Annotated in this window: 24 protein-coding genes and 1 pseudogene; 11 read left to right on the forward strand and 14 right to left on the reverse strand. The window is 71.7% G+C overall.

The features are described from left to right. From ACZ4VF_RS36780 to ACZ4VF_RS36790, 3 genes are all read left to right on the forward strand, one after another. The gene (locus ACZ4VF_RS36780) at window positions 1-774 is read left to right on the forward strand and encodes an ABC transporter permease (RefSeq protein WP_467931512.1); all 774 of its coding nucleotides are present in this window, start codon (window positions 1-3) and stop codon (window positions 772-774) included. Window positions 775-905: 131 nt separating this feature from the next. Further along, window positions 906-2,231, forward strand: coding sequence for an ABC transporter ATP-binding protein (locus ACZ4VF_RS36785; RefSeq protein WP_467931513.1), 1,326 nt, complete (start codon window positions 906-908; stop codon window positions 2,229-2,231). Continuing rightward, window positions 2,228-3,112 (forward strand): ABC transporter permease, encoded by an 885-nt coding sequence (locus ACZ4VF_RS36790; RefSeq protein WP_467931514.1) that lies wholly within the window; start codon window positions 2,228-2,230, stop codon window positions 3,110-3,112. Before ACZ4VF_RS36785 ends, ACZ4VF_RS36790 begins: the two co-directional genes overlap by 4 nt. A 25-nt stretch (window positions 3,113-3,137) precedes the next feature. Here the strand turns inward: ACZ4VF_RS36790 and ACZ4VF_RS36795 are convergent, their stop codons facing one another. Further along, window positions 3,138-3,470 (reverse strand): ATP/GTP-binding protein, encoded by a 333-nt coding sequence (locus tag ACZ4VF_RS36795; protein WP_467931516.1) that lies wholly within the window; start codon window positions 3,468-3,470, stop codon window positions 3,138-3,140. A gap of 234 nt (window positions 3,471-3,704) precedes the next feature. Here ACZ4VF_RS36795 and ACZ4VF_RS36800 point away from each other — a divergent pair, with 234 nt between their 5' ends. Next, the gene (locus ACZ4VF_RS36800; RefSeq protein ID WP_467931517.1) at window positions 3,705-4,733 is read left to right on the forward strand and encodes an LLM class flavin-dependent oxidoreductase; all 1,029 of its coding nucleotides are present in this window, start codon (window positions 3,705-3,707) and stop codon (window positions 4,731-4,733) included. Between the two features lie 115 nt (window positions 4,734-4,848). Here ACZ4VF_RS36800 and ACZ4VF_RS36805 read toward each other — a convergent pair whose 3' ends face one another. Beyond that, window positions 4,849-5,241: an SCO5389 family protein gene (locus ACZ4VF_RS36805; RefSeq protein ID WP_190013271.1), complete on the reverse strand. Its 393-nt coding sequence runs from the start codon at window positions 5,239-5,241 to the stop codon at window positions 4,849-4,851. Window positions 5,242-5,517: 276 nt separating this feature from the next. Here ACZ4VF_RS36805 and nucS point away from each other — a divergent pair, with 276 nt between their 5' ends. Beyond that, window positions 5,518-6,189, forward strand: coding sequence for an endonuclease NucS (gene nucS / locus ACZ4VF_RS36810; protein WP_467931518.1), 672 nt, complete (start codon window positions 5,518-5,520; stop codon window positions 6,187-6,189). A 924-nt stretch (window positions 6,190-7,113) separates the two neighbouring features. Here nucS and ACZ4VF_RS36815 read toward each other — a convergent pair. The 4 genes from ACZ4VF_RS36815 to ACZ4VF_RS36830 form a co-directional block, all read right to left on the reverse strand. Continuing rightward, a complete protein-coding gene (locus tag ACZ4VF_RS36815; RefSeq protein WP_467931520.1) occupies window positions 7,114-9,678 on the reverse strand; it encodes an ATP-binding protein in 2,565 nt (854 codons plus the stop codon). Window positions 9,679-9,906: 228 nt separating this feature from the next. Beyond that, a complete protein-coding gene (locus tag ACZ4VF_RS36820) occupies window positions 9,907-10,248 on the reverse strand; it encodes an STAS domain-containing protein (protein ID WP_467931541.1) in 342 nt (113 codons plus the stop codon). Between the two features lie 140 nt (window positions 10,249-10,388). Then, window positions 10,389-11,237, reverse strand: a complete 849-nt coding sequence (locus ACZ4VF_RS36825; protein ID WP_467931521.1) for a 3-hydroxyacyl-CoA dehydrogenase family protein — start codon at window positions 11,235-11,237, stop codon at window positions 10,389-10,391. Window positions 11,238-11,361: 124 nt separating this feature from the next. After that, window positions 11,362-12,003 carry a TetR/AcrR family transcriptional regulator gene (locus tag ACZ4VF_RS36830; protein ID WP_467931522.1) on the reverse strand — a complete coding sequence of 214 codons (642 nt, stop codon included), beginning with the start codon at window positions 12,001-12,003 and terminating at the stop codon, window positions 11,362-11,364. Between the two features lie 79 nt (window positions 12,004-12,082). On the opposite strand from ACZ4VF_RS36830, the gene ACZ4VF_RS36835 reads away from it, so the two are divergent. The 3 genes from ACZ4VF_RS36835 to ACZ4VF_RS36845 are packed head-to-tail and all read left to right on the forward strand — an operon-like array spanning window position 12,083 to window position 14,232. Next, window positions 12,083-12,868: an ABC transporter ATP-binding protein gene (locus ACZ4VF_RS36835; protein WP_467931524.1), complete on the forward strand. Its 786-nt coding sequence runs from the start codon at window positions 12,083-12,085 to the stop codon at window positions 12,866-12,868. 28 nt (window positions 12,869-12,896) lie between these two features. Continuing rightward, entirely contained in the window at window positions 12,897-13,646 is a 750-nt protein-coding gene (locus tag ACZ4VF_RS36840; RefSeq protein ID WP_467931525.1) for an ABC transporter permease, read from the forward strand. Window positions 13,647-13,659: 13 nt separating this feature from the next. Beyond that, entirely contained in the window at window positions 13,660-14,232 is a 573-nt protein-coding gene (locus ACZ4VF_RS36845; protein ID WP_189981782.1) for a cob(I)yrinic acid a,c-diamide adenosyltransferase, read from the forward strand. A 12-nt stretch (window positions 14,233-14,244) separates the two neighbouring features. On the opposite strand, the gene ACZ4VF_RS36850 is transcribed toward ACZ4VF_RS36845, so the two are convergent. Further along, window positions 14,245-14,748, reverse strand: a complete 504-nt coding sequence (locus tag ACZ4VF_RS36850) for a DinB family protein (protein ID WP_467931526.1) — start codon at window positions 14,746-14,748, stop codon at window positions 14,245-14,247. Beyond that, window positions 14,745-15,359: a hypothetical protein gene (locus tag ACZ4VF_RS36855; protein WP_467931528.1), complete on the reverse strand. Its 615-nt coding sequence runs from the start codon at window positions 15,357-15,359 to the stop codon at window positions 14,745-14,747. Before ACZ4VF_RS36855 ends, ACZ4VF_RS36850 begins: the two co-directional genes overlap by 4 nt. A 151-nt stretch (window positions 15,360-15,510) precedes the next feature. Here ACZ4VF_RS36855 and ACZ4VF_RS36860 point away from each other — a divergent pair, with 151 nt between their 5' ends. The 3 genes from ACZ4VF_RS36860 to ACZ4VF_RS36870 all read left to right on the forward strand — a co-directional run bounded on the left by ACZ4VF_RS36860 (window position 15,511) and on the right by ACZ4VF_RS36870 (window position 19,267). Further along, complete coding sequence (locus ACZ4VF_RS36860) at window positions 15,511-16,683, forward strand: sensor histidine kinase (protein WP_467931529.1); 1,173 nt, start codon at window positions 15,511-15,513, stop codon at window positions 16,681-16,683. After that, window positions 16,680-17,321, forward strand: a complete 642-nt coding sequence (locus ACZ4VF_RS36865) for a response regulator (RefSeq protein WP_467931530.1) — start codon at window positions 16,680-16,682, stop codon at window positions 17,319-17,321. The genes ACZ4VF_RS36860 and ACZ4VF_RS36865 overlap by 4 nt, the downstream gene beginning before the upstream one ends. Window positions 17,322-17,446: 125 nt before the next feature. Further along, window positions 17,447-19,267, forward strand: a complete 1,821-nt coding sequence (locus ACZ4VF_RS36870) for a glycosyl hydrolase family 18 protein (RefSeq protein ID WP_467931531.1) — start codon at window positions 17,447-17,449, stop codon at window positions 19,265-19,267. Window positions 19,268-19,329: 62 nt separating this feature from the next. Here ACZ4VF_RS36870 and ACZ4VF_RS36875 read toward each other — a convergent pair whose 3' ends face one another. The 6 genes and pseudogenes from ACZ4VF_RS36875 to ACZ4VF_RS36900 form a co-directional block, all read right to left on the reverse strand. Continuing rightward, window positions 19,330-19,776, reverse strand: a complete 447-nt coding sequence (locus ACZ4VF_RS36875) for a DUF2550 domain-containing protein (protein ID WP_467931533.1) — start codon at window positions 19,774-19,776, stop codon at window positions 19,330-19,332. Window positions 19,777-19,906: 130 nt separating this feature from the next. Then, window positions 19,907-20,281 (reverse strand): F0F1 ATP synthase subunit epsilon, encoded by a 375-nt coding sequence (locus ACZ4VF_RS36880; RefSeq protein WP_023546729.1) that lies wholly within the window; start codon window positions 20,279-20,281, stop codon window positions 19,907-19,909. A gap of 112 nt (window positions 20,282-20,393) precedes the next feature. Then, window positions 20,394-21,830 carry a F0F1 ATP synthase subunit beta gene (gene atpD, locus ACZ4VF_RS36885; protein ID WP_467931534.1) on the reverse strand — a complete coding sequence of 479 codons (1,437 nt, stop codon included), beginning with the start codon at window positions 21,828-21,830 and terminating at the stop codon, window positions 20,394-20,396. Then, window positions 21,831-22,748, reverse strand: coding sequence for a F0F1 ATP synthase subunit gamma (locus tag ACZ4VF_RS36890; protein WP_467931535.1), 918 nt, complete (start codon window positions 22,746-22,748; stop codon window positions 21,831-21,833). Between the two features lie 21 nt (window positions 22,749-22,769). Further along, on the reverse strand, window positions 22,770-24,362 hold the full coding sequence (atpA, locus tag ACZ4VF_RS36895; RefSeq protein ID WP_467931537.1) for a F0F1 ATP synthase subunit alpha: 1,593 nt from the start codon (window positions 24,360-24,362) through the stop codon (window positions 22,770-22,772). Window positions 24,363-24,520: 158 nt separating this feature from the next. Then, window positions 24,521-25,177, reverse strand: a pseudogene (locus tag ACZ4VF_RS36900) (F0F1 ATP synthase subunit delta); the annotation flags it as partial. Window positions 25,178-25,308 lie beyond the last annotated feature (131 nt).

Here is a 25,308-nt window from a genome sequence, read left to right on the forward strand (position 1 = left end):
ATGGCGGCCGTACAGGTCATCCGGTCCGAGTGGACCAAGATCCGGTCGGTGGCATCCACGGTGTGGACGCTGTCACTGGCCGTGGTGGTCACCGTCGCCGTCGGGATGCTGGTCTCCGCGCTCACGAACAGTCAGTTCGCGAACATGCCCGCACGGGAACGGCTCTCCTTCGATCCCACGGTGATCAGTTTCGCGGGCATGACCCTGGGCCAGCTCGCGATGATCGTGTTCGGGGTGCTGGTCGTCTCCACCGAGTACAGCACCGGCATGATCCGGGTCTCCCTGGCCGCCGTGCCGCGGCGCGGCGCCTTCCTGTTCGGCAAGGTCGCGGTGGCCACGGCGCTCGCGCTCGCCGTCGGCATGGTGACGGGCTTCGCGGCGTTCTTCCTCGGCCAGGCGATGCTCGGCTCCCACCGGGCCGCCCTCGGCGACCCCGGGGTGCTGCGGGCGGTCGTCGGCGGCGGGCTGTACATGGCGCTGATCGCGGCGTTCTCCATGGGGGTCGCCGCGATGCTGCGCTCGCCGATGCTCTCCCTCGGCATCCTGATGCCGTTCTTCTTCCTGGTCTCGAACATCCTCGGCAACGTCGAGGCGACCAAGAAGATCGGGCGGTTCCTGCCCGACCAGGCCGGCAGCCGGATCATGCGGGTGGTCCCGCGGGTGGGCGACGACACGCCCTACGGCCCCTGGGCCGGGCTCGGGATCATGGCGCTGTGGGTGCTCGCCGCGCTCGCGGGCGGCTACGTCCTCCTCAGGCGCCGGGACGCCCAGTAGGCAGGAGCGACACGTTCCGTCATCCTCTGGCTTTACTTTCTTTTGGGCGGAACCGTCAGCGCCTCGATATCCTCCTAACCCTTACGGGGGCGTGTGCCCCGCTGTCCTGAACCTTTCGATGGGTGCGGAGCATGATCGAGGCTGTCGGCCTGACCAAGCGCTACGGCGACAAGACCGCCGTGTACAACCTTTCCTTCCAGGTGCGGCCAGGCGCCGTGACCGGCTTCCTCGGGCCGAACGGCTCGGGCAAGTCCACCACGATGCGGATGATCCTCGGGCTGGACAACCCCACGTCCGGGTCGGTCACCATCGGCGGCTACCCGTACCGCAACCTGCCCAACGCCCCCCGCCAGGTCGGCGCGCTGCTGGACGCCAAGGCCGTGCACGGCGGCCGGAGCGCCCGCAACCACCTGCTGAGCCTCGCCCAGCTGTCGGGCATCCCGGCCCGGCGTGTGGACGAGGTGCTCGGTGTCGTCGGTCTCCAGGACGTCGCCCGCAAGCGCTCCAAGGGCTTCTCCCTCGGCATGGGCCAGCGCCTCGGCATCGCCGCCGCGCTGCTCGGCGACCCCCAGGTGCTGCTCTTCGACGAGCCGGTCAACGGCCTCGACCCCGAGGGCATCCTCTGGGTCCGCAACCTGATGAGGGCCCTCGCGGCCGAGGGCCGTACCGTCTTCGTCTCCTCCCACCTGATGAGCGAGATGGCGCTGACCGCCGACCACCTGATCGTGATCGGGCGCGGACAGCTGCTGGCCGACATGAGCGTGAAGGACTTCATCTCGGCCAACTCGGCCGACTTCGCCCGGGTGCGCACCCCCGACACCGAGCCGCAACTGCGCGAGAAGCTGACCTCCGCGCTCACCGAGGCCGGCGGGCACGTCCTGCCCGAGCAGGACGGCGCGCTCCGGGTGACCGGGCTGCCGCTGCCCCGCATCAGCGACCTCGCGCACGAGGCGGACGTCCGGCTGTGGGAGCTGTCCCCGCACCAGGCCTCGCTGGAGGAGGCGTACATGCGGATGACGCAGGGCGCCGTGGACTACCGCTCGACCGTCGACCAGAAGGCGGGCCTCCAGCAGCCGCTGCCGGCCGGCGCCCAGCCGCCCATGCCGGTCCCCGGCCAGGGCCAGCCCGGCTGGTACGCCCCGCCGCCGCCCGGGGGGCTCTACGGCGGCGCCCCGGGTACGGCACCGGGCACGGCGCCCGGGGGCCCGGCGGGGGCGGCCAACCCGTACGCCCAGCCGGCGGCACCGGCTCAGCCGCCCGCGCAGGCACAGCAGGCACAGCAGGCACCGCAGCCCGCGCAGGTCCCCGCCGCCGCTCCGGCGCAGCCGCCGGCCCTGACGAAGGAGGCGCCGCCCGCGCCCGCCGCCGCTCCCCCGGCCCCCGCCACGGCCCCGGCCGCCCCCGCCGCCGCGGCTCCCGCCCCCGCCGACCCGACCCAGCCCGAGGACGCCCGATGAGCACCCACCAGCCCCCGATGCCGCAGGCCCCGGCCGCCGCGCCCGCCTGGCAGGCGGCGCCCGGCGGCTCGTACCCCGGCTACACCTCGCCCATCCCGGTCGTGCGCACCCACCTCGGGCACGCGCTGGCCTCCGAGTGGACGAAGATCAAGTCGGTGCGCTCCACGATGTGGACGCTCGGCGTGTTCGTGCTGCTCGTCGTCGGTATCGGCCTGCTGGCCGGCGCCCTGGTCGAGTCCAACTCCGACTCCGCCAGCCTGTCCGGCGAGAACCCGCTCTCCTTCGGCTTCTTCGGCCTGCTGCTCGGCAGCATCTGCATCATCACGCTCGGCGTGCTGACCACGGCCTCGGAGTACGGCACCGGCATGATCCGTACGACGATGACCGCGTGCCCCAGCCGGGCCCGGGTGCTCGCCGCCAAGTCGATCGTGTTCTTCGCCGTCGCCTTCGTCTTCACCCTGGTCACGTCCGGCTTCGTGGCCATGGTGCAGGCGTCGATGCTGGAGAGCACCGGCGCCCGCACGCCCACCGGCGAGGACTGGCTGAAGGCCACCGTCGGCATCAGCCTCTACATCGCGCTGCTCGGCCTGCTCTCGCTGCTCATCGGCTCGGTCATCCGGCACTCCGCGGGCGCCATCACCATCATGATCGGCGTGGTGCTCGCCCCGCTGGTGCTGGCCCTCTTCATGGTCTCGGAGTCGCTGAACAAGCTCCGTGAGTGGCTGTTCGAGTACTCGATCCCGAACCAGCTCAGCGTCTTCTACGCCAACTCCCTCAGCGAATCCGGCCCGTCCGGCTGGGACCCGCTGTGGATCATCCTCGGTGTGACGGCGGCGGTGTACGCGGGCGCGTACGCGCTGCTCCAGAGCCGGGACGTGTAGCCGTAACGGCCCTCGGGGGGCCGGCTCAGAACCTCGGCGCGTTACGGGACCGCTGCACCCGCGTGGTGCGGCGGTCCTTCGCGTTCCAGCAGGCCTTGTGCCAGTGCCGGCGGTCGTCGACGCCCGCGTGCTCCGGCCACGCCACCACGTGCGGGACGCCGGACGGGATCAGCTGGTCGCAGCCCGGGCAGCGGTAGGTCTTGCCCTGCGCGCCGGCCCCGGCGACATGGCGCACGCTCCATTCCTCGCCCTGCCAGCTCTCCGTCGACTGCCAGCCGCCGTACCGGCCGGCGCGGTCGTCCTCGGCGCTCCGGCCCGGTGATCCGGCTGCCTTCGGTCGGTTGCGGCGCGGGGACACGGGACACCTCTCGGGGCTGTACGGGGAGCACGGGCTCCATCCAGCCTACGCGCCGCCGTGTGGGGTACGCGTCGGATACGCGTAAGGAACCAACCCGCCCAAGTCCCCCTCCTGGGCGACCCATTCTGCAGACAATCCGCAAATCCTTCCGGGCAGGCCGTGTCCTGGGCACGTGTCAGACGGTTATGCCGGGTGGGGGAGCTCCCGGTCGGAGCCAAGGAAGCAGGAAATGCGATGCACGTAGGAAGTTTTGTGCTGGCGGCCCAGTTCCCGGGCCAGGGTCCCGGGGAAGCCCTGCACCGGGCGGTCCGCTCGGCGGAGGTCGCCGAGCAGTCCGGGCTGGACGCCGTCTGGCTCGCCGAGCACCACTTCGTGCCGTACGGCACATGCCCGTCCGCGGTGACCCTGGCCGCGCTGCTGCTCGGCCGCACCCGCCGCATCCGGGTCGGTACAGCGGTCAGCGTACTGCCCACGGCCCACCCGGTGGCCCTCGGCGAGCAGGCCGCGCTGCTCCACATCACCAGCGGCGGCCGGTTCACCCTGGGCGTCGGGCGGGGCGGCCCCTGGGTGGACCTGGAGGTGTTCGGCGCGGGCCTCGAGGCGTACGAACACGGGTTCCCGGAGTCGCTCGATCTGCTGTTGCGCTGGCTCGGCGAGCCGTCGGTGGCGGCCTCCGGAGAGCGGTACTCCTTCCGCGAGGTGCCGGTCGTCCCCCGCCCCTCGGAGGCCCTGACGGAGAGCCCCGGCCCGGAGGTCGTCCTCGCCTGCACCTCGCCGGCGAGCGTACGGCTGGCCGCAGAGCGCGGGCTGCCGATGCTGCTCGGCATGCACGTCGGGGACGAGGAGAAGGCCGAGATGGTCGCGCTGTGGCGGCACTGCGCCCGGGCGGCGGGCCGGCCGGCCGAGGAGATCGAGGGCGCCGCCCACGTCTCGGCCGGGGTCTGCCAGCTCGCCGACCGGCGCACGGACGCGGTGGAGACGCTGACGAAGGCGATGCCGGGCTGGCTGCGGCAGGGACTCGGGGCCCATGTGACGGTGGACGGACGGGCGCGCTCGATGCGCGACCCGTACGCCTACACCGAACTGCTCTGCGGACTGCACCCGGTGGGCACCCCGCGGCTGGCCGCCGACCGGCTCGCGGCCACCTCGGAGCGGACCGGCATCTCCCGCTTCGCCCTCCTCACGGAAGGCTCGGGCGACCTCGCGGCCACGGAGGAGAACCTGCGGCGCCTGGGCGCCGAGGTGCTGCCCCAGCTGCGCTGACCGGCCCGCCGCGCAAGCCACCTGGGGGGCTTGCCGCCCCGGTCCTGAATGCACCTCCCCCACGGTGGAGCGGCAAGCCGACGGCTGTCCGTCCCGGCCGTGCCGGAACCCCGCGTCAGCAGTCCCGCAGCTCCGGCGACTGGTTCAGCAACTGGTTGCGCACCGACGTGAAGCGGGCCAACGTCTCGTCCACCGAGGCGTCCAGCGGGAACACCGCCACGCGGTGGCAGTTCTGGAAGGCCAGCCGTACACCGAAGTGCCGCTGCAGCGCGCCGCGTATGGCGTCGCTCGCGAGCGCACGCAGCAGCTGGCCGCGCGCCTGCTCGTCCGGCGGGGGCGTCTGGTTGTCGGCGAAGGGGCCGCCGTCCACCTTCAGCTGGGCCACCAGGGAGCTGATCATCTCCCATGCGTAGGGCAGGGAGGTCCGGACGCAGTCGACGAAGTCTGCTTCGTCGACCTCGCCTCGCTCGGCCTGTTCGAGTAGGGCCGGTGAGACGTCGAGCGACATGGGTTCTCCTCTCGCACCCCCGAGGCGCAGGGGTTGCCGGACAGATAGGGGAGTTCGCGATTTCGAACACGCTCGGTACAGGGGCCGCAACCTCCCGTTCTCTACGGTAGGCAACGGTAGGTGACCACACCAGCAGAATGCGTATATGGAACGGTCCCGTTACGCCCACAATCGGCCAGGGATGAACAAGAGTTTCAAGGGACAAATGGGGCGATCCACAGGGAGCGGGGCGGGCGGATCGCGAGCACCGGGGGGTGTCGAGTAGCGTTGCCGACCATGCGTCTCGTCATTGCCCGCTGCTCGGTCGACTACGCCGGCCGGCTCACCGCCCACCTGCCCTCGGCGCCGCGACTGATCCTGGTCAAGGCGGACGGCAGCGTCTCCATCCACGCCGACGACAGGGCCTACAAACCGCTCAACTGGATGTCGCCGCCCTGCACGCTGAAGGAGGGGACGGGCGAGGACGAGGGGGTGTGGACCGTCGTCAACAAGGGGGGCGAGAAACTGATCATCACGATGGAGGAGATCCTCCACGACTCCTCGCACGAACTCGGCGTGGATCCCGGTCTGATCAAGGACGGCGTGGAGGCGCACCTCCAGGAGCTCCTCGCCGACCGCATCGAGACGCTGGGCGAGGGGTACACCCTCATCCGCCGCGAGTACATGACCGCGATCGGCCCCGTGGACATCCTCTGCCGGGACGCCGAGGGCCGCACGGTGGCGGTGGAGATCAAGCGCCGGGGCGAGATCGACGGCGTCGAGCAACTCACCCGCTACCTCGACCTGTTGAACCGCGACCCCCATCTGGCGCCGGTCCGCGGCATCTTCGCCGCCCAGGAGATCAAACCCCAGGCCCGCGTCCTCGCCACCGACCGCGGCATCAACTGCCAGATCCTGGACTACGACGCCCTGCGCGGCATCGAGGACGACAAACTCCGCCTGTTCTGACGCCCCCGACCCCTTCCCGGCCGGTGCCACCGCCCTCTGACCGCCGCCCCGGTTCTCCCGCAGCGGCGGGGACCGGCGGTGCCGAAGCGCCCGAGGCCCGGCGCACCCCCGGACACCCCCGCCGCGACGAGCCACCGCCACGACGGAAACCAACGGCCGCCGCCGGCTTCTCGGCCAACGCCGCTTCCCCGACCGGCGAGCCCCCCTTCCGCCCGGGAACCCCTCTCCACCTGGGCGGCCCTTCCCGGCCCCGGCCCCCTGACCGCTGCCCCGATTCACCCACAGCGGCGGGGACCGGCGGTACCCAATCGCCTGAGGCCCGACGCCCCCGCACACCACCGCCCGACGAACCACCGCCACGGCGAAGATCAGGGCCCACCAGCGGCTTCTCGGCCAACGCCGCTGCCGACCGGCGAGCCCCCTTCCGCCCGGGAACGCATCTCCGCCTGGGCGGCCCTTCTCGGCCCCGGCCCCCTGACCGCTGCCCCGATTCACCCACAGCGGCGGGGACCGGCGGTACCCAATCGCCCGAGGCCCGACGCCCCCGCACACCACCGCCACGGCGAACATCAGGGGCCACTGCAGACTTCTCGGCCAACGCCGCTGCCCCTCACCCTCAGCGGCACGGACCGGCGGTACCCACACGCCTGAGGCCCGACGCCCCCGCACACTACCGCCGCGACGAACCACCGCCACGGCGAAACCAACGGCCGCCACCGGCTTTCTCAGCCAACGCCGCTGCCCCGACCCGCGAGCCCCCCTCCGCCCGGGAACCCATCTCCACCTGGGCAGCCCCTTCTCGGCCGCCGCCCTCTGACCTCCACCCCGACCCTCCCGCCGCAGCGGCACGGACCGCCGTTGCCCAAAACGCCTGAGGCTCGCGGCGTCACGTGCCGCTCGGTGTGTCCTCGGTGGAGGAGGGGCTCACGCCGACGCGCTGCTCGACGTCCCCGCGGCGGAGCCGTCCGTGGTGCCGGTCGTCGTGCCGTCGGTGGTACCGCCCGTCGTGCCGCCGCCGGTGGTGCCACCCGTGGTGCCGCCCGTGGTGCCGGTGGTCGTCGAGCCGTCCGTGGAGCCGCCTGTGGTGGTGCCGCCGCCGGTGGTGGAGCCGCCGGTGGTGCCGCCTCCGGACGAGCCACTCGTCGTACCGCCCGTGCCGCCGCCGCTCGTCGAGCCGCCGGTCGTGGAACCGCCGGTGGTGGAGCCGCCGGTGGTGCCGCCCCCGGTCGGGCCTCCCGTCGTGCCGCCCGTGCCGCCGCTCGTCGGGCCGCCCGGGGTCGGGGACTTCGACGGGGAGCCGGACGGGCCGGCGGGGTCGGCGGAGGGCTTGACGCTCTCCGACGGGCGGGAGGGGGCGGCGGGCGGTACCGGGTCGTCCGCCGTACCGTACGTGCCGTCGGGGCCCGGCGAGGTGGGCCGGCCGCCGGCCGAGCCGGTGTCGCCGGTGTCGGCCGGGTCCGAGGCCGGACCGCCGTCCTCCAGGTCCCGGGTCGCCGACGGGTTCACCTCCACCTTGCCCGCCGGGTTGCGGTCGCCGTCCGGGTCGGAGGTCATGCCGAGCGTGACGACCGTGCCGAGGACCGCGGCGAGCAGCGCACCGGAGCCGGCCGCCACCAGGTTGCGGCGGGCCACCCGCCGGATGCCGGCACCGCTGCCCGCCGGCCGCGGAAGCCGCTGCGTGACCAGGGTGTCCTCGGACGGCGCCGGCGCCGGTGCGGGGCGCGGTGCCGGCTCCTCGTGCCGCGTCTCCGCCGCCACCGGCAGCCCCGGCGCCTCGCCCGCCCGGTCGGCGAGCAGGGCCAGTGCGCGGCGGCCGGCGACCGCACCGCGCTTGTCGGCGAGGGCGCCGCGCAGTCCGCCCGAGGCCTCCAGTTCGGCACGGGCCCGGTCGAGCTGCCCGGAGCAGAGCGCGAGTATTCCCAACTCGTGGTGGAAGTAGGCTTGTTCGGGCACATCGCCGGCCAGCTGCGAGGCTTCCGCGCCGGACCGCAGGGCCCGTTCCCAGGCGCTCCAGTGGAGCCCCGCGGCGAAGGCGGGCGCGGCCGTGCGGGCGAGCCGGACGGCGCTGCTCTCCTCGCCGTCGGCGGCCTGGGCCGCCCGCGGCACGACGGCGGCGAGCGCGGCCAGGACGGCATCGGCCTCCGCGCACACCCGCTCGGGGGTGACCGAGGGATGGCCGGCCCACCAGGCGTAGTGCCGGGCGGCGGTGCGGGCGTGGTCGTCGGCGTCGTCGGCGTACCCGGCCGCCTCCAGCTGGGTCTGCACCCCGGCCGCGAGCCGGTAGCGGGAGCCGACCGGGGAGACCAGGCCGCAGCCGGCCAGCTCACCGAGGGCGGCGTCCGCGTGGGTGTCGCCGACCAGTGCGGGCAGGTGCGCCTGGTGGGGCAGCTCGCCGCCGAGGGCGACCGCGAAGCGGAGGGCGGACCGGGCGGAGGCGCTCAGCCGGGAGGCGAGCAGCGGCGCGGGGGCCGCGGCCTCGCCGAGGGAGGGCAGCGGAACGTCGTCCGCCGGCTCCGCGGGCGGGTCCGCCGGCCGGCGTACGTCCTCGAAGACGCCGTACTCGTCCACCGCGCCCGTGCTGGCCCGCAGTTCGTCGCGCTGCCGGAGCAGGGCGCCGGCCTGGACGAACCGCAGGGGCAGCCCCTCGGACTCGAACCAGAGGTCGCCGGCCCAGTTGGCCTCCTCCTCGGTGAGCACCCGGCCGACGGTGCGCTCGAGGATCTCCACGCCGGCGTTGCGGTCGAGGCCGGCCAGGAAGACCTCCTCCACCTCGGCCGCGGCGGAGGGTGCGGGCACGTCGGGGGTGGCGGCGAACAGGAACGCGCACTCGGGGGTGGCGTCGCGCAGTTCGTCCAGGGGCGCGCCGCCGAACTCCAGGTCGTCCAGGACGACGACCGCGCCGATCTCCTGGACCGAGGCGAGCAGTTCGTCCCGGTCGGGCCGGTGGTGGGGGGCGTCGTAGACGGCGTGGAAGAGGTCGTGCAGGAGGTCGCCCGCCGTGCGGTGGTGGCCGCTGAGGCGCACCACCCCGTCGGGGGCGAGGTCCAGGCAGTCCTCGGCGACCAGGTCGAGCAGGGCGGTACGGCCGGAGCCCGCGGGGCCGGTGAGGCGGACCGAGCGCCCCTGGGCGAGGAGGCGGACCAGGCGTTCGCGTTCGTCCTGGCGTTCCAGCAGGGGCAGCACCTGCCGGGCGGGGCCGGGCGGGAGGGGAGGCCGGGCGGCGCGTTCGGTCTCGGCGCGCTCGGCGGCGGTGCGCTTGCGGGGCCTGTCGGGGCGCTGGGCCGGGGGGCAGGGTTCTATCTCGCTGCCGTCGACGGGGTTGACGGTCAGCTGGAGGTCGCCCACGACGAGCTGGGCCATGCGGGCCGGCGCGGCCGCACCCGGGGCGAAGTCGGAGGTGAGGGAGTCCCGGGGCGGGCGGCGGCCGTGGGCCGTGCCGTACTGCTCGGGTCCCGCGTTGATCGGGTCGATCGGCTCGATCGGGTCCATGGGTTCAAGCCCCCCAAAAGCGTCGTGTGCCCAGTTCCGGCCCCTCCCGGCCTTGTCGCACACCGCGCTGTCGCTTCTGGTCCGGGCCCGCCGGGTCGAGGGTTGCGAGGCAGCGGGCGACCGCACCCTAAACCGTGGCTCAGTATCTCCGACAGGGCGGGGTGGCGTACGGTCCGAGACGTCACGGTCTCGTGAGGATTGCGCCCGGTCCGGCCCGGCAGGGGCGCCTCACACCCGGGGCAGCGACTCCACCCCGATGCCGCCCTCGATGGCGAGGATGCGGTGCAGCCGGGTGGCGACCAGCAGGCGCTGCATCTGCGGGGGCACGCCCCGCAGCACCAGGCGGCGCCCGCAGCGGCCGGCCCGCCGGTGGGCGCCCATGATCACCCCGAGTCCGGTGGCGTCCCAGGAGTCCAGTTCGGACAGGTCGAGCACCAGGTCGCCGACTCCGGTGTCGACGGCCGAGTGCAGGGCCGTACGGGCGTCCGCCGCGCTGCGTACGTCGAGGCGGCCCCCGACGACCAGCTCGGCGTGGTCGCCCCTGATGTGCATATGCGCTCCCCGTTGCATGCGGTTGGCGTATTCGGTGACGGTGCTGTGCACCGTCTGACTGTGCGGGTGGCGGTCCGGTTGCTGCTTGTAAGCGAACCGATACCGAATTCACCCCCGGGAGTGATACTCCCGGGGTGTCCGTGCCGTGAGGGGGTGACTCAGTACGTGTAGAAGCCCTGCCCGCTCTTGCGGCCGATGTCACCGGCGTCCACCATCCGGCGCATCAGCTCCGGCGGGGCGAACTTCTCGTCCTGGGACTCGGTGTAGATGTTGCTGGTGGCGTGCAGCAGGATGTCCACGCCGGTCAGGTCGGCGGTGGCGAGCGGACCCATGGCGTGGCCGAAGCCCAGCTTGCAGGCGAGGTCGATGTCCTCGGCGGTCGCCACGCCGGACTCGTAGAGCTTGGTCGCCTCGACCACGAGGGCGGAGATGAGCCGGGTGGTGACGAAGCCGGCGACGTCGCGGTTGACGACGATGCAGGTCTTGCCGACGGACTCGGCGAACTCCCGCGCGGTGGCGAGGGCTTCGTCGCTGGTCTTGTAGCCGCGGACCAGCTCGACGAGCTGCATCATCGGCACCGGCGAGAAGAAGTGCACGCCGACGACCCGCTCGGGGTGCTCGGTGGCGGCCGCGATCTTGGTGATCGGGATGGCGGAGGTGTTGGAGGCGAGCACGGCGTCCTCGCGCACGAGCTTGTCGAGCGCGCGGAAGATCTCGTGCTTGACCTCCAGCTTCTCGAAGACGGCCTCGACCACGATGTCCGCGTCGGCGGCGGCGTCCAGGTCGGTGGTCGGGGTGATGCGCGCGAGCGCGGCCTCCGCGTCCTCGGCCGCCAGCCTGCCCTTGCCGACGAACTTGTCGTACGACGCCTTGATACCGTCGGTGCCGCGCTTCAGCGCCTCGTCGGTGACGTCCCGCAGAACCACGTCCCAGCCCGCCTGCGCGGCGACCTGAGCGATACCGGATCCCATGAGACCGGCCCCGATGACGGCGAGCTTCCGTGCCACTCCGACTCCCTATGAACGCGGTGAAAGGTCTGCCTCTCGGCGGACCATAGCGCTCCGGCGCCGCTGTGTGACCGGTAAGTAACGCGCGTCACGTCTCATTTGACGGACATCACACCGCCAGGGCTCAGGCCGGGCCTCGGACGGCGTAGTTGAGCACCTTTTCACTCAACAGGTCCTCGATGTCGTCCAGGAGGACGAGTACCTCTCGTGACACTTCGGCCGGTTTGCGCCCGGCGAGCATCTCGCGGCCGATGGTGACGAAGACGGCCTGGTGGATCCAGCAGATCTGACCGGCCATCAGGTCGGGGAGGGGGTCGCCGTCGGCGGCGCCGGTCTCCTCGCGCAGGGCCGCCTCCAGGGTGTCGTGCATCTCCTGCTGGAGGCTCCACAGCCGGGAGCGCAGCGGCGGCGCCTCGCGGATGACCCGCATGAAGCGGTCGTAGCCCTCCATCAGACCGATGCGGGGCGAGACGGCCTCGGCCTCGCCGCGCAGTTCGCGCAGGACGGCGCGTGCGGCGGACTCCCCCGCGTCCCGGCCCCGGACCCACCGGGCGAGCCGGTCGGTCACGCCGGCCGAGCGGTCGAAGAAGAGGTCCTCCTTGGCGGGGAAGTAGTTGTAGACGGTGTTGACCGAGACGTTCGCCGCCTCGGCGATCTCCGCGACCGTCACCGACTCGAACCCGCGCTCCAGGAACAGCCCGGTGGCGACATCGGAGATGTACTGCCGGGTCTGCCTCTTCTTCCGCTCCCTGAGCCCCTCAGCCATGCCCGCATCCTAGCTTCGCCGGCTTCCCTCTAAATTTGGGGTCATTGCAAAATTTTAGGGACTCTGTTTTTCTGGGGGCATGGCAGCAGTCATCAGCACGGCGGGCCTCGCCCGCACCTTCCAGACCAAGGCCGGACCCGTGGACGCCGTCCGGTGCGTCGACCTCACCGTCCGCGAGGGCGAGATCCTCGGCTTCCTCGGCCCCAACGGCGCCGGCAAGACGACCACCCTGCGGATGCTCACCACCCTGCTGAGGCCGACCGGCGGCGCGGCCACCGTCGCCGGGTGCGACCTCGCCACCGATCCGGCCGGGGTACGCCGGGCCAGCGGCTACGTCGCCCAGTCCGGCGGCGTCGATCCGCAGATCACCGTGCGGGAGGAGCTGGTCACCCAGGGCCGGCTGTACCGCCTGCCGAGGGCGAAGGCGGCCGCCCGCGCCGCCGAACTCGCCGAGGAGCTGGACCTCACCGCGCTCCTGGACCGGAAGACCGGCGCGCTCTCCGGGGGCCAGCGCCGGCGCCTGGACATCGCGATGGCGCTCACCCACCGCCCGAAGGTGCTGTTCCTGGACGAGCCCACCACCGGCCTGGACCCCGCCGGCCGCGCCGACCTGTGGTCACTGGTCCGCCGGCTGCGCGACGAGCACGGTACGACCGTCTTCCTGACCACCCACTACCTGGACGAGGCCGACGCCCTCGCCGACCGGCTGGTGATCGTGGACCGCGGCACGGTCGCCGCCGAGGGCACCCCGAGCGCGCTCAGGCTCCGCCACGGCGGCTCGCTCGACGCGACCCTCCAGGACACCTTCCTCGCCATCACCGGCCGCGCGCCCTCCCCGGCCGTCCCCGCCCCCGTCGCCGTATGAGGCCCGCCAAAGGATCAGGACCCGCACGATGCTGCTTCACGACACGGCCCTCGTCTACGGCCGCTACCTCCGCCAGTCCCTGCGCTCCCGTTTCGCCCTGCTCTTCGGCGTGCTGACGCCCCTGCTCCACCTGCTCTTCTTCGGCCCGCTGCTCACGGGACTGCCGCTGGGCGGGCAGGGCAGTTCCTGGCAGGTGCTGGTGCCCGGGCTGCTGATGCAGCTCGGCCTGTTCGGGGCGCTGTTCGCCGGGTTCACGGTGATCATCGAGAAGGGGCAGGGGGTGGTGGAGCGGATGCGGGTGACGCCGGTCAGCCGGCTCGCCCTGCTGCTCGGCCGGGTGCTGCGGGACGCCACGGTGTTCGTCTTCCAGGCGGTGCTGCTGGTGCTGGCCGCGCTGGTGATGGGCCTGCGCGCGCCCCTGGCCGGCGTTCTGCTCGGCTTCGCCTTCGTCGCGCTGCTCACGCTCTCGCTGGCCTCGGTGTCGTACGCGCTCGGCATGAAGGTACGCACCCCGCAGGAGTTCGGCCCGCTGATCAACATGGTGTCGATGCCCTCCGTGCTGCTGTCCGGCCTGATGCTCCCGATGACCCTGGCCCCCGCCTGGCTGGACGTGCTGTCCCACTTCGTCCCGTTCCGCTATCTGGTGGACGCCGTCCGGGACGCGTACGTCGGCCACTACACGACCCCGCACATGCTCTACGGCACCCTGGTCGCCCTCGCCTGCACCGCGCTGTCCATGACGGTGGGCACACGGGTGTTCCGGACCGCCGGGGCGTAACTACGCTGGCCGCATGGTCAATCTGACGCGTATCTACACCAGGACCGGCGACCAGGGCACCACCAGCCTCGGTGACATGAGCCGGGTGCCCAAGACGGACCTCAGGATCTCCGCCTACGCGGACGCCAACGAGGCGAACGCGGTGATCGGCACCGCCATCGCGCTGGGCGGTCTGGACGAGGAGATCGTCGCGGTCCTCACCCGCGTCCAGAACGACCTGTTCGACGTGGGTGCGGACCTGTCGACGCCGGTCGTGGAGAACCCCGCGTTCCCGCCGCTGAGGGTGGAGCAGTTCTACGTCGACCGGCTGGAGGCGGACTGCGACCGCTTCAACGAGCGGCTGGAGAAGCTGCGCTCCTTCATCCTGCCGGGCGGCACCCCGGGCGCCGCCCTGCTGCACCAGGCGTGCACGGTCGTACGCCGGGCCGAGCGCTCCACCTGGGCGGCGCTGGAGGTGCACGGCGAGACGATGAACCCGCTCACCGCCACCTACCTCAACCGCCTCTCCGACCTGCTGTTCATCCTGGCCCGCAGCGCCAACCGGGAGACCGGTGACGTGCTGTGGGTGCCGGGCGGGGAGCGCTAGGGCCGGTTCCGCCTAGTCGCCGGTCCGGCCGTCGATCAGCTCGCGCAGGATGTCGAGGTGGCCGTTGTGCCGGGCCGTCTCCTCGATGAGGTGGAGCAGGATCCAGCGCAGGTCCACCGGGTCGCCGTCGCCCCGCTTCACCTGTGACTTGGTGTCCAGGTCGTGCGCGGCGACCAGTTCGTCGTACCGGGCGCTGTCCGCGGCGTACTCGTCGAGCAGCCGGGACAGCGGGATGTCGACGGCGATCCGCATCTCGCGGTCGGGGTCCTCCTCGGTCCAGGGGCCCTCGTCCGGCTCCCCCAGGAAGACGACCCGGAACCAGTAGTACTCGACCCAGCGCAGATGGCTGATCAGTCCGCTGAGGGTCATCAGCGGTGAGCCGGGGAGGACCGCCTTCACGGCGTCCTCGTCGGAGAGTTCCTGGCACTTGGCGCGCGCGGTGGCGCGGACGTAGCCGAGGAAGGTGGTCAGCTGGGTGCGCTCGTCCCAAGCGGGAGGCGTGTCGGTTCGTGTCATCGCCGTGATGATGTCCCCGGGGCCGCCCCGCTGTCGACAGACTTTTCGACGGACTGCCCGGCCGGCTCCCCGCCGGGCCGCGGCTCCCGCTTCGGGAACAGGGTGTAGCTGCCGGCGATCACCACGTTGATGCCGGTCACCCAGAGCATGCGCACCTGCCAGTCCCGCAGCGAGCCGGTGTCCCCCGCGTCGCCGACGTACCAGACCGCGCCCTGGAGCAACGCGAGGGACACCGCCGAGGCCAGGATCCAGCGGCCCGCGACCCGCCACTCGTGCACGGCGCGCGCGATGCCGTACCTGGGGGGCCTCACGGGCGGCGGGCCGCCGGCGAAGCGGTGGGCGACCCGGGCGTCCGCCCACCTGACGGTGGAGTGGCCGAGACCCACGGTGAAGCCGATGTACACCGCGGCGAGACCGTGCCGCCAGTCGGGGTCGGCGCCGTTGCGCAGGTCGACCGCGGTGACGGCGAACAGCACGATCTCCAGGAGCGGCTCGCACAGCAGCAGGGCCAGCCCGGTGCGGGGCATCCGGAACGCGTACCGGAAGGCCAGCCCGGCCGCCAGCAGCACCCAGAACGCCACCTCACAGGCGATGATCAGTCCGACGATCACGCTTCGCTCCCCTCGCTCACCCCTCCAGGCTCCCGGCCCGGGCCGCACGTGTCGTCGTCGGCGCAGAGGAGACCGGCGTAAGCGAAAGTCGCAGTACGGCACCCTTCCCCAGGGGCAGGCGCACGGCCACGCGGCCGTGTTGGATGGAGGCATGCCCCTCGCCCCCGGCCGCCCGCACCGCGACGACCTGCACATCGCCGTGGGCGGACTGCTCGGCGGGGTGCTGCTGTGGGCGCTCGGCATCCATCCCCGGGTGGCCTCGGACGAGCTGGTGCTGTGGTCCGCGCCCTGGGCGCCGCTGGTGCCGCTGGCGGTGACCGCCGCGTGCGAGCCGCTGCGCCGCACCCGGCCGCGCACCGGGCTGCTGATCGGCACGGCCGCGCTGTTCTGGGACACGGTGACGCTCGGCAGCATCGTGACGATCGTGCTGTACACCGACCTGGTGTACGCGGCCGTCCTGTACGGCACCCCGGCCTCCGCCCGCCGCATCCCGTGGATCACCGGGATGCTCACGGTCCTCGGCGGGGTGGTCCCCGCGGCGCTCTGGCGGGATCCGCAGGGCCTGCTGATCGGAGTGGGCATCGGCGTGCTGGCGCTGGCGCCCGCCGCCACCGGCGCGCTCGTGCGCAACCACCGCGACGCCGCCGAGGCCGCCCGGCTGCGCGCCGAACAGACCGCGCTGCTGGCCGAGATGGACCGCACCCAGGCCGTCACCGCGGAACGCGCGCGCATGGCACGCGAGTTGCACGACATGGTCGCGGGCCACCTGTCGGCCATCGCCATCCACTCCACGGCGGCGCTCTCCCTCGACGATCCGAAGACGTCCCGGGACGCGCTGGCCGTCATCCGGGAGAACAGCGTGGAGGCGCTGGCCGAGATGCGCCGGCTGATCGGCATCCTGCGCGACGGCTCCGGGGACCGGGAGCCCGCCGCGTCCCCCACCCTGGACGGTCTCGGCGCCCTGGTCGACCACGCCCGGGCCAACGGCCTCGACGCCACGCTCGACGCCGGCCACGGCACGGTGCCGGCCCCGGTGGAACTGGCCGCCTACCGGATCGTGCAGGAGTCGCTGACCAACGCCCTGAAGCACGCGGCGAAGGGGCGGGTCCGCGTCCGTCTCCGGCAGCGGGACGGGGTCCTCGACATCCGCGTGTGCAGCCCCTACCGGTCCGGCGACGCGCCCCGTGTGCCCGGCTCCGGCTCCGGCCTGACCGGTATGCGGGAGCGGGCGGCGCTGCTCGGCGGCAGCTTCGAGGCCGGTCCGCGGGACGGTCTGTGGGCCGTGCACGCCACGCTTCCGCTCACCGAGGGAGATCCCGCATGATCCGTGTCCTGGTCGCCGAGGACCAGTCCGCCGTCCGCGCCGGGCTCGTGCTGATCCTCGGCAGCGCCCCGGACATCGAGGTGGTCGGTGAGGCGGCGGACGGCGAGCGGGCGGTCGCCCTGGCCCGGAGCCTGCGGCCGGACCTGGTGCTGATGGACGTACAGATGCCCCGGCTGGACGGGGTGTCCGCGACCCGGCGGATCGTCGGGGAGCGGCTCGCCGACGTGCTCGTGCTGACCACCTTCGACCTCGACGAGTACGTCTTCGGGGCGCTGCGGGCGGGCGCGGCCGGGTTCCTGCTGAAGGACACGGAGGCCCGGGGCCTGCTGGAGGCGGTGCGGACGGTGGCGCGCGGGGAGGGCATCGTCGCGCCGGCCGTGACCCGGCGGCTGATCGCCGAGTTCGCCTCGGCCCCGGCGCGGGGCGGGGAGCACGACCCGGCCGTGCTGGAGGGGCTGACCCGGCGGGAGCGGGAGGTGCTGGGCTGCATCGGCGAGGGCCTGTCCAACGCCCTGATCGGGGCCCGGCTGGACATGGCGGAGGGCACGGTGAAGACGCACGTCAGCCGGGTGCTGGCGAAGCTGGAGCTGCGCAGCCGGGTGCAAGCCGCGGTCCTCGCGCGGGAGTTGGGGCTCTAGTCGCGCCGACCCCGAAGTGGTCCAGACCTATTGACCTGTGGTCCAGACCTTTCTACCCTCGCAGCACCGTGGGCATGAAGGCTCAGTCATGCCCCTGACACCCCCGACGACGAGGGAGGCGCAGCATGCGCTTCAGACACAGAGCCGCGGCGGCATTCGCGACCCTGTTGCTCCCCATGGCCGGCGCGGTCGGTCTCGCGAGCCCCGCCCAGGCCGCGACCAACGCGACGGCCACCTTCACCAAGACCAGCGACTGGGGCAGCGGTTTCGGCGGCCAGTGGACCGTCAAGAACACCGGCACGAGCACCATCAGCTCCTGGACCGTCGAGTGGGACTTCCCCTCCGGCACCAAGGTCGCCTCGGCCTGGGACGCCACGGTCACCAACTCCGGAGACCACTGGACCGCCAAGAACGTCGGCTGGAACGGCACCATCGCCCCCGGCGCCTCCGTCTCCTTCGGTTTCAACGGCTCGGGGCCCGGCGCCCCGTCCAACTGCAAGCTGAACGGCGACAGCTGCGACGGCACGACGGTCCCCGGTGACGCGGCCCCCTCCGCCCCCGGCACCCCCACCGCCTCCTCCGTCACCGACACCTCGGTGAAGCTCGGCTGGAGCGCGGCCACCGACGACAAGGGGATCAAGAACTACGACGTGCTGCGCGACGGCACCAAGGTCGCCACGGTCACCACCACGTCGTACACCGACACCGGCCTGACCGCCGGCACCGACTACTCCTACACCGTGCGGGCCCGCGACACCGCCGACCAGACCGGACCGGTCAGCGGCGCGGTCAAGGTCCACACCACCGGCGGCGGCACCACTCCCCCGCCCACCGGCGACAAGGTCAAGCTCGGCTACTTCACCGAGTGGGGCATCTACGGCCGGAACTACAACGTCAAGAACCTGGTGACGTCCGGCTCCGCCGCCAAGATCACGCACATCAACTACGCCTTCGGCAACGTCACCGGCGGCAAGTGCGCGATCGGCGACTCCTACGCCGACTACGACAAGGCCTTCACCGCCGACCAGTCGGTCAGCGGCGTCGCCGACACCTGGGACCAGCCGCTGCGCGGCAACTTCAACCAGCTGCGCCAGCTGAAGGCCAAGTACCCGAACATCAAGGTGCTGTGGTCCTTCGGCGGCTGGACCTGGTCCGGCGGGTTCGCGGACGCTGCGAAGAACCCGGCCGCCTTCGCCCAGTCCTGCTACGACCTGGTCGAGGACCCGCGCTGGGCCGACGTCTTCGACGGCATCGACATCGACTGGGAGTACCCGAACGCCTGCGGTCTGACCTGTGACACCTCCGGTGCGGCGGCGTACAAGAACCTGATGTCCGCGCTGCGCGCCAAGTTCGGCTCGAACAACCTGGTCACCGCCGCGGTCACCGCCGACGGCTCGGCCGGCGGCAAGATCGAGGCCGCCGACTACGCGGGCGCCGCCGCCTCCGTCGACTGGTACAACGTGATGACGTACGACTTCTTCGGAGCCTGGGACGCCAAGGGTCCGACGGCCCCGCACTCCCCGCTCACCTCGTACGACGGCATCCCGAAGGCGGGCTTCACCACCGCCGACGCGATCGCCAAGTTCAAGGCGATCGGCGTACCCGCGAAGAAGCTCCTCATCGGCATCGGCTTCTACGGCCGCGGCTGGACCGGCGTCACCCAGGACGCCCCGGGCGGCACGGCCACGGGACCCGCGGCCGGCACCTACGAGCAGGGCATCGAGGACTACAAGGTCCTGAAGTCGTCCTGTCCGGCCACCGGCACCGTCGCGGGTACGGCGTACGCGCACTGCGGCAGCAACTGGTGGTCGTACGACACTCCCGCCACGATCAAGTCGAAGATGGCGTGGGCCAACACCCAGGGCCTCGGCGGAGCCTTCTTCTGGGAGTTCAGCGGCGACACCGGCAACGGTGAACTGGTGAGCGCGATCAGCGACAACCTGTAGGGACGAACAGCGCCACGCCCTTCACCCTCTCCCGGCCTTCGTCCGGGGGAGGGTGAACGCGGTTACGCCACGTTCACCCGCTGACCGGGCGGGGCGGCCTCCAGCCACGCGAGGAATCCGGTCAGCGCGTCCTCGCTCATGGCGAGTTCCAGGCGGACGCCCCGGTGGGTACAGGCGAGGACCACCGCGTCGGACAGCAGCGCCAGCTCCTCCTCGCCCTCGGGCAGCCGGCGGCCGGCCACCTCGATCTGCGCCCGCTCCAGGGTGCGGCGGGGACGGAAGGCGTAGGAGAAGACCCGGTACCACTCGATGCGGTCGCCGTTGTAGCGGGCGACGCCGTACGACCAGCCCTTGCCGCCGCCGTCCGATTTCTCGGGCACGTCCCAGCGCAGGGAGCAGTCGAAGGTGCCGCCGGACCGCTGGATCAGCCTGCGGCGCAGACCGAACAGGAACAGCCCCACCACTACGAGCGCCACCACGATCCCGCACACAGTCAGAGCGAGGACCATCGGCACCGACCTCCTCGTCTCCTAGGTAACGGAACGTAAAAAACACCCACATCCGCCTCAGCCGCGGCTGGGTCCGGATCGCTCCGGTCCCAGCCGCGGCTGAGGTTTGTCAACGCACCGCGCGCAGTGTCTAGCGCGCCGCCGCGGCACGAAGTCGAACGTCCGCGCGACGCTCGGCGGCGGCGTCGCCCTCCGCCTTCGCGCGCTCCAGCTCCCGCTCCGTGCGCTGGACATCGATCTCGTCCGACAGCTCGGCGATCTCGGCCAGCAGCGAGAGCTTGTTGTCCGCGAACGAGATGAAACCGCCGTGCACCGCGGCGACGACCGTTCCACCTTCACTCGTACGGATGGTCACCGGGCCCGACTCCAGCACACCGAGCAGCGGCTGGTGACCGGGCATGACGCCGATGTCGCCGGACGTGGTGCGCGCGACGACCAGGGTGGCCTCGCCGGACCAGACCTGGCGGTCGGCGGCGACCAGCTCGACGTGCAGCTCAGCAGCCAAGGGTGGCTCCTCGGGTCACCACCCGGCGGTTGTGCCGGGTGTTGGGGTCAATTCTAGTAGGCGTGGCAGAGGGGGCGGGACGGACCCGCCCCCTCACACGAACTCAGGGAGTTCAGGAGACGCCGAGCTCCTTGGCGTTGGCCTTGAGGTCCTCCAGGCCACCGCACATGAAGAACGCCTGCTCCGGGAAGTGGTCGTACTCGCCGTCGCAGATCGCGTTGAACGCCGCGATCGACTCGTCCAGGGGCACGTCCGAACCGTCCACGCCGGTGAACTGCTTGGCGACGTGGGTGTTCTGGGACAGGAAGCGCTCCACACGACGGGCACGGTGGACGACGAGCTTGTCCTCCTCGCCCAGCTCGTCGATACCGAGGATCGCGATGATGTCCTGGAGGTCCTTGTACTTCTGCAGGATCGTCTTCACGCGCATGGCCGCGTTGTAGTGGTCCTGCGAGATGTAGCGCGGGTCCAGGATCCGGGACGTGGAGTCCAGCGGGTCCACGGCCGGGTAGATGCCCTTCTCCGAGATCGGACGGGAGAGAACCGTCGTCGCGTCGAGGTGGGCGAAGGTGGTGGCCGGGGCCGGGTCGGTCAGGTCGTCCGCGGGGACGTAGATCGCCTGCATCGAGGTGATCGAGTGACCGCGGGTCGAGGTGATGCGCTCCTGGAGGAGACCCATCTCGTCGGCCAGGTTCGGCTGGTAACCCACCGCGGACGGCATGCGGCCGAGCAGGGTGGAGACCTCGGAGCCGGCCTGCGTGAAGCGGAAGATGTTGTCGATGAAGAACAGCACGTCCTGCTTCTGGACGTCACGGAAGTACTCGGCCATGGTCAGGCCGGCCAGCGCGACGCGCAGACGGGTGCCCGGGGGCTCGTCCATCTGACCGAAGACCAGCGCGGTCTTGTCGATGACGCCCGAGTCGGACATCTCCTCGATCAGGTCGTTGCCCTCACGGGTGCGCTCGCCGACACCGGCGAACACCGAGACACCGTCGTGGTTGTTGGCGACACGGTAGATCATCTCCTGGATGAGCACCGTCTTGCCGACGCCGGCGCCGCCGAACAGACCGATCTTGCCGCCCTTGACGTACGGGGTCAGCAGGTCGATGACCTTGACGCCGGTCTCGAACATCTCGGTCTTCGACTCGAGCTCGTCGAAGTTCGGGGCCTTGCGGTGGATGGACCAGCGCTCGCCCTCGTAGGACTCGTCGACGTTCAGCACCTCACCGAGGGTGTTGAACACCTTGCCCTTGGTGAAGTCGCCGACCGGGACGGTGATGCCGTCGCCGGTGTCGGTGACCGGGGCCTGGCGGACCAGACCGTCGGTCGGCTGCATGGAGATGGTGCGGACCAGGCCGTCACCCAGGTGCTGGGCGACCTCCAGGGTCAGGATCTTCTTCTCGCCCGCGTTGGCCGGGTCGGCGACCTCGACGTGGAGGGCGTTGTAGATCTCCGGCATCGCGTCGACGGGGAACTCCACGTCGACGACCGGGCCGATGACCCGGGCGACGCGGCCCGTAGCCGTCGCGGTCTCAACAGTGGTGGTCATTTATCGGTCACTCCCCGCGGTCGCGTCGGCCAGGGCGCTCGCGCCACCGACGATCTCGCTGATTTCCTGGGTGATTTCGGCCTGGCGGGCCGCGTTGGCAAGACGGGAGAGCGTGTTGATCAGCTCGCCCGCGTTGTCGGTGGCCGACTTCATCGCGCGCCGCGTGGCGGCGTGCTTCGAAGCGGCCGACTGGAGCAGCGCGTTGTAGATCCGGCTCTCCACGTAGCGCGGCAGCAGGGCGTCGAGGACGTCCTCCGCCGAGGGCTCGAAGTCGTACAGCGGGAGGATCTCGCCCTTCGGGTGAGCCTCCTCGGCGACCTCTTCGAGGCGCAGCGGCAGCAGCCGGGCGTCGAGCGCCGTCTGCGTCATCATCGAGACGAACTCGGTGAAGACGATGTGCAGCTCGTCCACGCCACCGTCGGCCGTGTCCTTCTCGATCGCCTCGATCAGGGGCGCCGCCACCTTCTTGGCGTCCGCGTACGTCGGCTCGTCCGTGAAGCCCGTCCACGACTCCGCGATCTTGCGCTCACGGAAGTTGTAGTGGGCCACACCGCGCCGGCCGACGATGTACGTGTCGACCTGCTTGCCCTCGCGCTCCAGGCGCGCGGTCAGCTGCTCCGCCGCCTTGATCGCGTTGGAGTTGAAGGCGCCGGCCAGACCGCGGTCGCTCGTGAGGAGCAGGACCGCGACACGGGTCGGGTTCTCCGCCTCCGTGGTGAGCGGGTGCTTGGTGTTCGAACCCGTGCCCACCGCCGTGACCGCGCGCGTCAGCTCGGTCGCGTACGGCGTGGAGGCCGCCACCTTGCGCTGCGCCTTGACGACGCGCGAGGCGGCGATCATCTCCATCGCCTTGGTGATCTTCTTGGTCGCGGTGACGGATCGGATGCGACGCTTGTAGACCCGGAGCTGGGCTCCCATGAGTCAGGTCCCTTCCTTACGTCACTTGGAAGCAGCGGCAGGAGTGTCCTCGCCGAGCAGCTTGCCGTCCGAGGTCTCGAACTGCTTCTTGAACTCCGCCACCGCGTCGTCGATCGCCTGGATCGTGTCGTCCGACATCTTGGCGCCCTCGCGGATGGAGGTCATCAGACCCTGCTCCTTGCGGTGCAGGTAGTCCAGCAGCTCCTTCTCGAAGCGGCGGATGTCGGCGACCGGGACGTCGTCCATGCGGCCGTTGGTGCCGGCCCAGACGGAGACGACCTGGTCCTCGGTGGCCATCGGCTGGTACTGGTCCTGCTTCAGCAGCTCGACCATGCGCTGACCGCGCTCCAGCTGGGCCTTGGAGGCCGCGTCCAGGTCGGAACCGAAGGCGGCGAACGCCTCCAGCTCACGGAACTGGGCGAGGTCCACACGGAGGCGGCCGGAGACCTGGCGCATCGCCTTGTGCTGCGCGGAACCACCGACTCGGGAGACGGAGATACCGACGTTCAGCGCGGGGCGCTGACCGGCGTTGAACAGGTCCGACTCCAGGAAGCACTGGCCGTCGGTGATGGAGATGACGTTGGTCGGGATGAACGCCGAGACGTCGTTGGCCTTGGTCTCGACGATCGGCAGACCGGTCATCGAACCGGCGCCCATGTCGTCGGAGAGCTTGGCGCAGCGCTCCAGCAGACGGGAGTGCAGGTAGAAAACGTCACCCGGGTAGGCCTCACGGCCCGGCGGGCGGCGCAGCAGCAGGGACACGGCGCGGTAGGCGTCGGCCTGCTTCGAGAGGTCGTCGAAGATGATGAGGACGTGCTTGCCCTCGTACATCCACTGCTGGCCGATGGCCGAACCGGTGTACGGCGCCAGGTACTTGAAGCCGGCCGGGTCGGACGCCGGGGCGGCGACGATGGTCGTGTACTCCAGCGCGCCGTTCTCCTCCAGCGCGCGGCGCACGCCGGCGATGGTGGAGCCCTTCTGGCCGATGGCGACGTAGATGCAGCGGACCTGCTTCTTCGGGTCGCCCGAGCGCCAGTTGTCGCGCTGGTTGATGATCGTGTCGACGGCCAGGGCGGTCTTGCCGGTCTGACGGTCACCGATGATCAGCTGACGCTGGCCACGGCCGATCGGGGTCATCGCGTCGACGGCCTTGTAGCCCGTCTCCATCGGCTCGTGCACCGACTTGCGCTGCATGACCGTGGGGGCCTGCAGCTCGAGGGCGCGGCGGCCGGACGTCTCGATCTCGCCGAGGCCGTCGATCGGGTTGCCGAGCGGGTCGACGACGCGGCCGAGGTAGCCCTCGCCGACCGCGACGGAGAGGACCTCACCGGTGCGCGTGACCGGCTGACCCTCCTCGATGCCGCTGAACTCACCGAGGACGATGGCGCCGATCTCGCGCTCTTCCAGGTTCAGCGCGAGGCCGAGGGTGCCGTCCTCGAACTTCAGCAGTTCGTTGGCCATGGCCGAGGGCAGGCCCTCGACCTTCGCGATGCCGTCGCCGGCAAGGGTGACCGTACCGACCTCCTCGCGCGAGGCCGCGTCCGGCTTGTACGACTGGACGAAGTTCTCCAGCGCGTCCCGGATCTCCTCCGGCCGGATCGTGAGCTCCGCCATCTGGGTTCCCTGCTCTCCTTGTTGGGCCCGAAGTTTCACTTTGGGGGGATGGGGACTCCCCCCTAAAAGAGGTGAATCCTCTGCACGGCCCAACCAGGGCCGTAAGTACGTACTGCGTCTCTCGAACTGTCTCGAAAGACCGGTCTATCGAGTTGCTGCTAGCTCGCCATGCGGCGGGCGGCCTCGTCCAGCCGGTCCGCGATGGAGCCGTTGATGACCTCGTCACCGACCTGCACCCGGATCCCGCCGACGACCTGGGGGTCGACGTCGAGGTTGAGGTGCATCCGACGCCCGTAGAGCTTGGTCAGGGCCGCGCCGAGGCGCTGCTTCTGCCCGTCGCTCAGCGGCACCGCCGAGGTGACGACGGCGACCATGCGGTCCCGGCGCTCTGCGGCGAGCTTGGACAGAGACTCCAGTCCCGCCTCCAGGCTACGTCCACGCGGCGCGGTGGCGAGGCGCGTCACCAGACGCTCGGTGGCCGGCTTGGCCCGCCCGCCGAGGAGCCGGTGCAGCAGCTCGGTCTTGGCCGAGGTGCCGGCGGCACGGTCGGTGAGCGCGGCGCGCAGCTCGGTGCTGGAGGAGACGATCCGGCCGAACCGGAACAGCTCGTCCTCGACGTCGTCCAGGGTGCCGGTCTTCTCCGCCGCCGTCAGGTCGGCGATGTCGGCCAGCTCCTCCAGCGCGTCCACCAGGTCGCGGGGCTGCGACCAGCGGGACCGGGCCAGCCCGGACACCAGGTCGGCGGTGGTCCCGCTGACCTGGCCGCCGATCAGGCGCTGCACCAGCTGGGCCTTCGCCTCCCCGGGCTGGGGGGGGGGGGGGGGGGGAGGGGGGAGGGGGGGAGGAGGGGGGGGGGGGGGGGGGGGGGTGGTGCGCCTTACCGGACGGGACTCCCGGACGGACGCGTCACCGGACTCATGGCGGCGCGGGGAAGGCGTGGCGGCGG

This window comes from Streptomyces sp. NPDC029151 (assembly GCF_055564315.1).

Coding starts and splice junctions, on each gene's coding strand:
- ACZ4VF_RS36850 (WP_467931526.1), bottom strand. CDS start 14,748: ATGACACGAACCGACACGCCTCCCGCTTGGGACGAGCGCACCCAGCTG.
- ACZ4VF_RS36845 (WP_189981782.1), top strand. CDS start 13,660: ATGGTCAATCTGACGCGTATCTACACCAGGACCGGCGACCAGGGCACC.
- ACZ4VF_RS36815 (WP_467931520.1), bottom strand. CDS start 9,678: ATGGACCCGATCGAGCCGATCGACCCGATCAACGCGGGACCCGAGCAG.
- ACZ4VF_RS36890 (WP_467931535.1), bottom strand. CDS start 22,748: ATGGGAGCCCAGCTCCGGGTCTACAAGCGTCGCATCCGATCCGTCACC.
- ACZ4VF_RS36860 (WP_467931529.1), top strand. CDS start 15,511: ATGCCCCTCGCCCCCGGCCGCCCGCACCGCGACGACCTGCACATCGCC.
- ACZ4VF_RS36870 (WP_467931531.1), top strand. CDS start 17,447: ATGCGCTTCAGACACAGAGCCGCGGCGGCATTCGCGACCCTGTTGCTC.
- nucS (WP_467931518.1), top strand. CDS start 5,518: ATGCGTCTCGTCATTGCCCGCTGCTCGGTCGACTACGCCGGCCGGCTC.
- ACZ4VF_RS36780 (WP_467931512.1), top strand. CDS start 1: ATGGCGGCCGTACAGGTCATCCGGTCCGAGTGGACCAAGATCCGGTCG.
- ACZ4VF_RS36820 (WP_467931541.1), bottom strand. CDS start 10,248: ATGCAACGGGGAGCGCATATGCACATCAGGGGCGACCACGCCGAGCTG.
- ACZ4VF_RS36805 (WP_190013271.1), bottom strand. CDS start 5,241: ATGTCGCTCGACGTCTCACCGGCCCTACTCGAACAGGCCGAGCGAGGC.
- atpA (WP_467931537.1), bottom strand. CDS start 24,362: ATGGCGGAGCTCACGATCCGGCCGGAGGAGATCCGGGACGCGCTGGAG.
- atpD (WP_467931534.1), bottom strand. CDS start 21,830: ATGACCACCACTGTTGAGACCGCGACGGCTACGGGCCGCGTCGCCCGG.
- ACZ4VF_RS36840 (WP_467931525.1), top strand. CDS start 12,897: ATGCTGCTTCACGACACGGCCCTCGTCTACGGCCGCTACCTCCGCCAG.
- ACZ4VF_RS36830 (WP_467931522.1), bottom strand. CDS start 12,003: ATGGCTGAGGGGCTCAGGGAGCGGAAGAAGAGGCAGACCCGGCAGTAC.
- ACZ4VF_RS36875 (WP_467931533.1), bottom strand. CDS start 19,776: ATGGTCCTCGCTCTGACTGTGTGCGGGATCGTGGTGGCGCTCGTAGTG.
- ACZ4VF_RS36835 (WP_467931524.1), top strand. CDS start 12,083: ATGGCAGCAGTCATCAGCACGGCGGGCCTCGCCCGCACCTTCCAGACC.
- ACZ4VF_RS36785 (WP_467931513.1), top strand. CDS start 906: ATGATCGAGGCTGTCGGCCTGACCAAGCGCTACGGCGACAAGACCGCC.
- ACZ4VF_RS36800 (WP_467931517.1), top strand. CDS start 3,705: ATGCACGTAGGAAGTTTTGTGCTGGCGGCCCAGTTCCCGGGCCAGGGT.
- ACZ4VF_RS36865 (WP_467931530.1), top strand. CDS start 16,680: ATGATCCGTGTCCTGGTCGCCGAGGACCAGTCCGCCGTCCGCGCCGGG.
- ACZ4VF_RS36790 (WP_467931514.1), top strand. CDS start 2,228: ATGAGCACCCACCAGCCCCCGATGCCGCAGGCCCCGGCCGCCGCGCCC.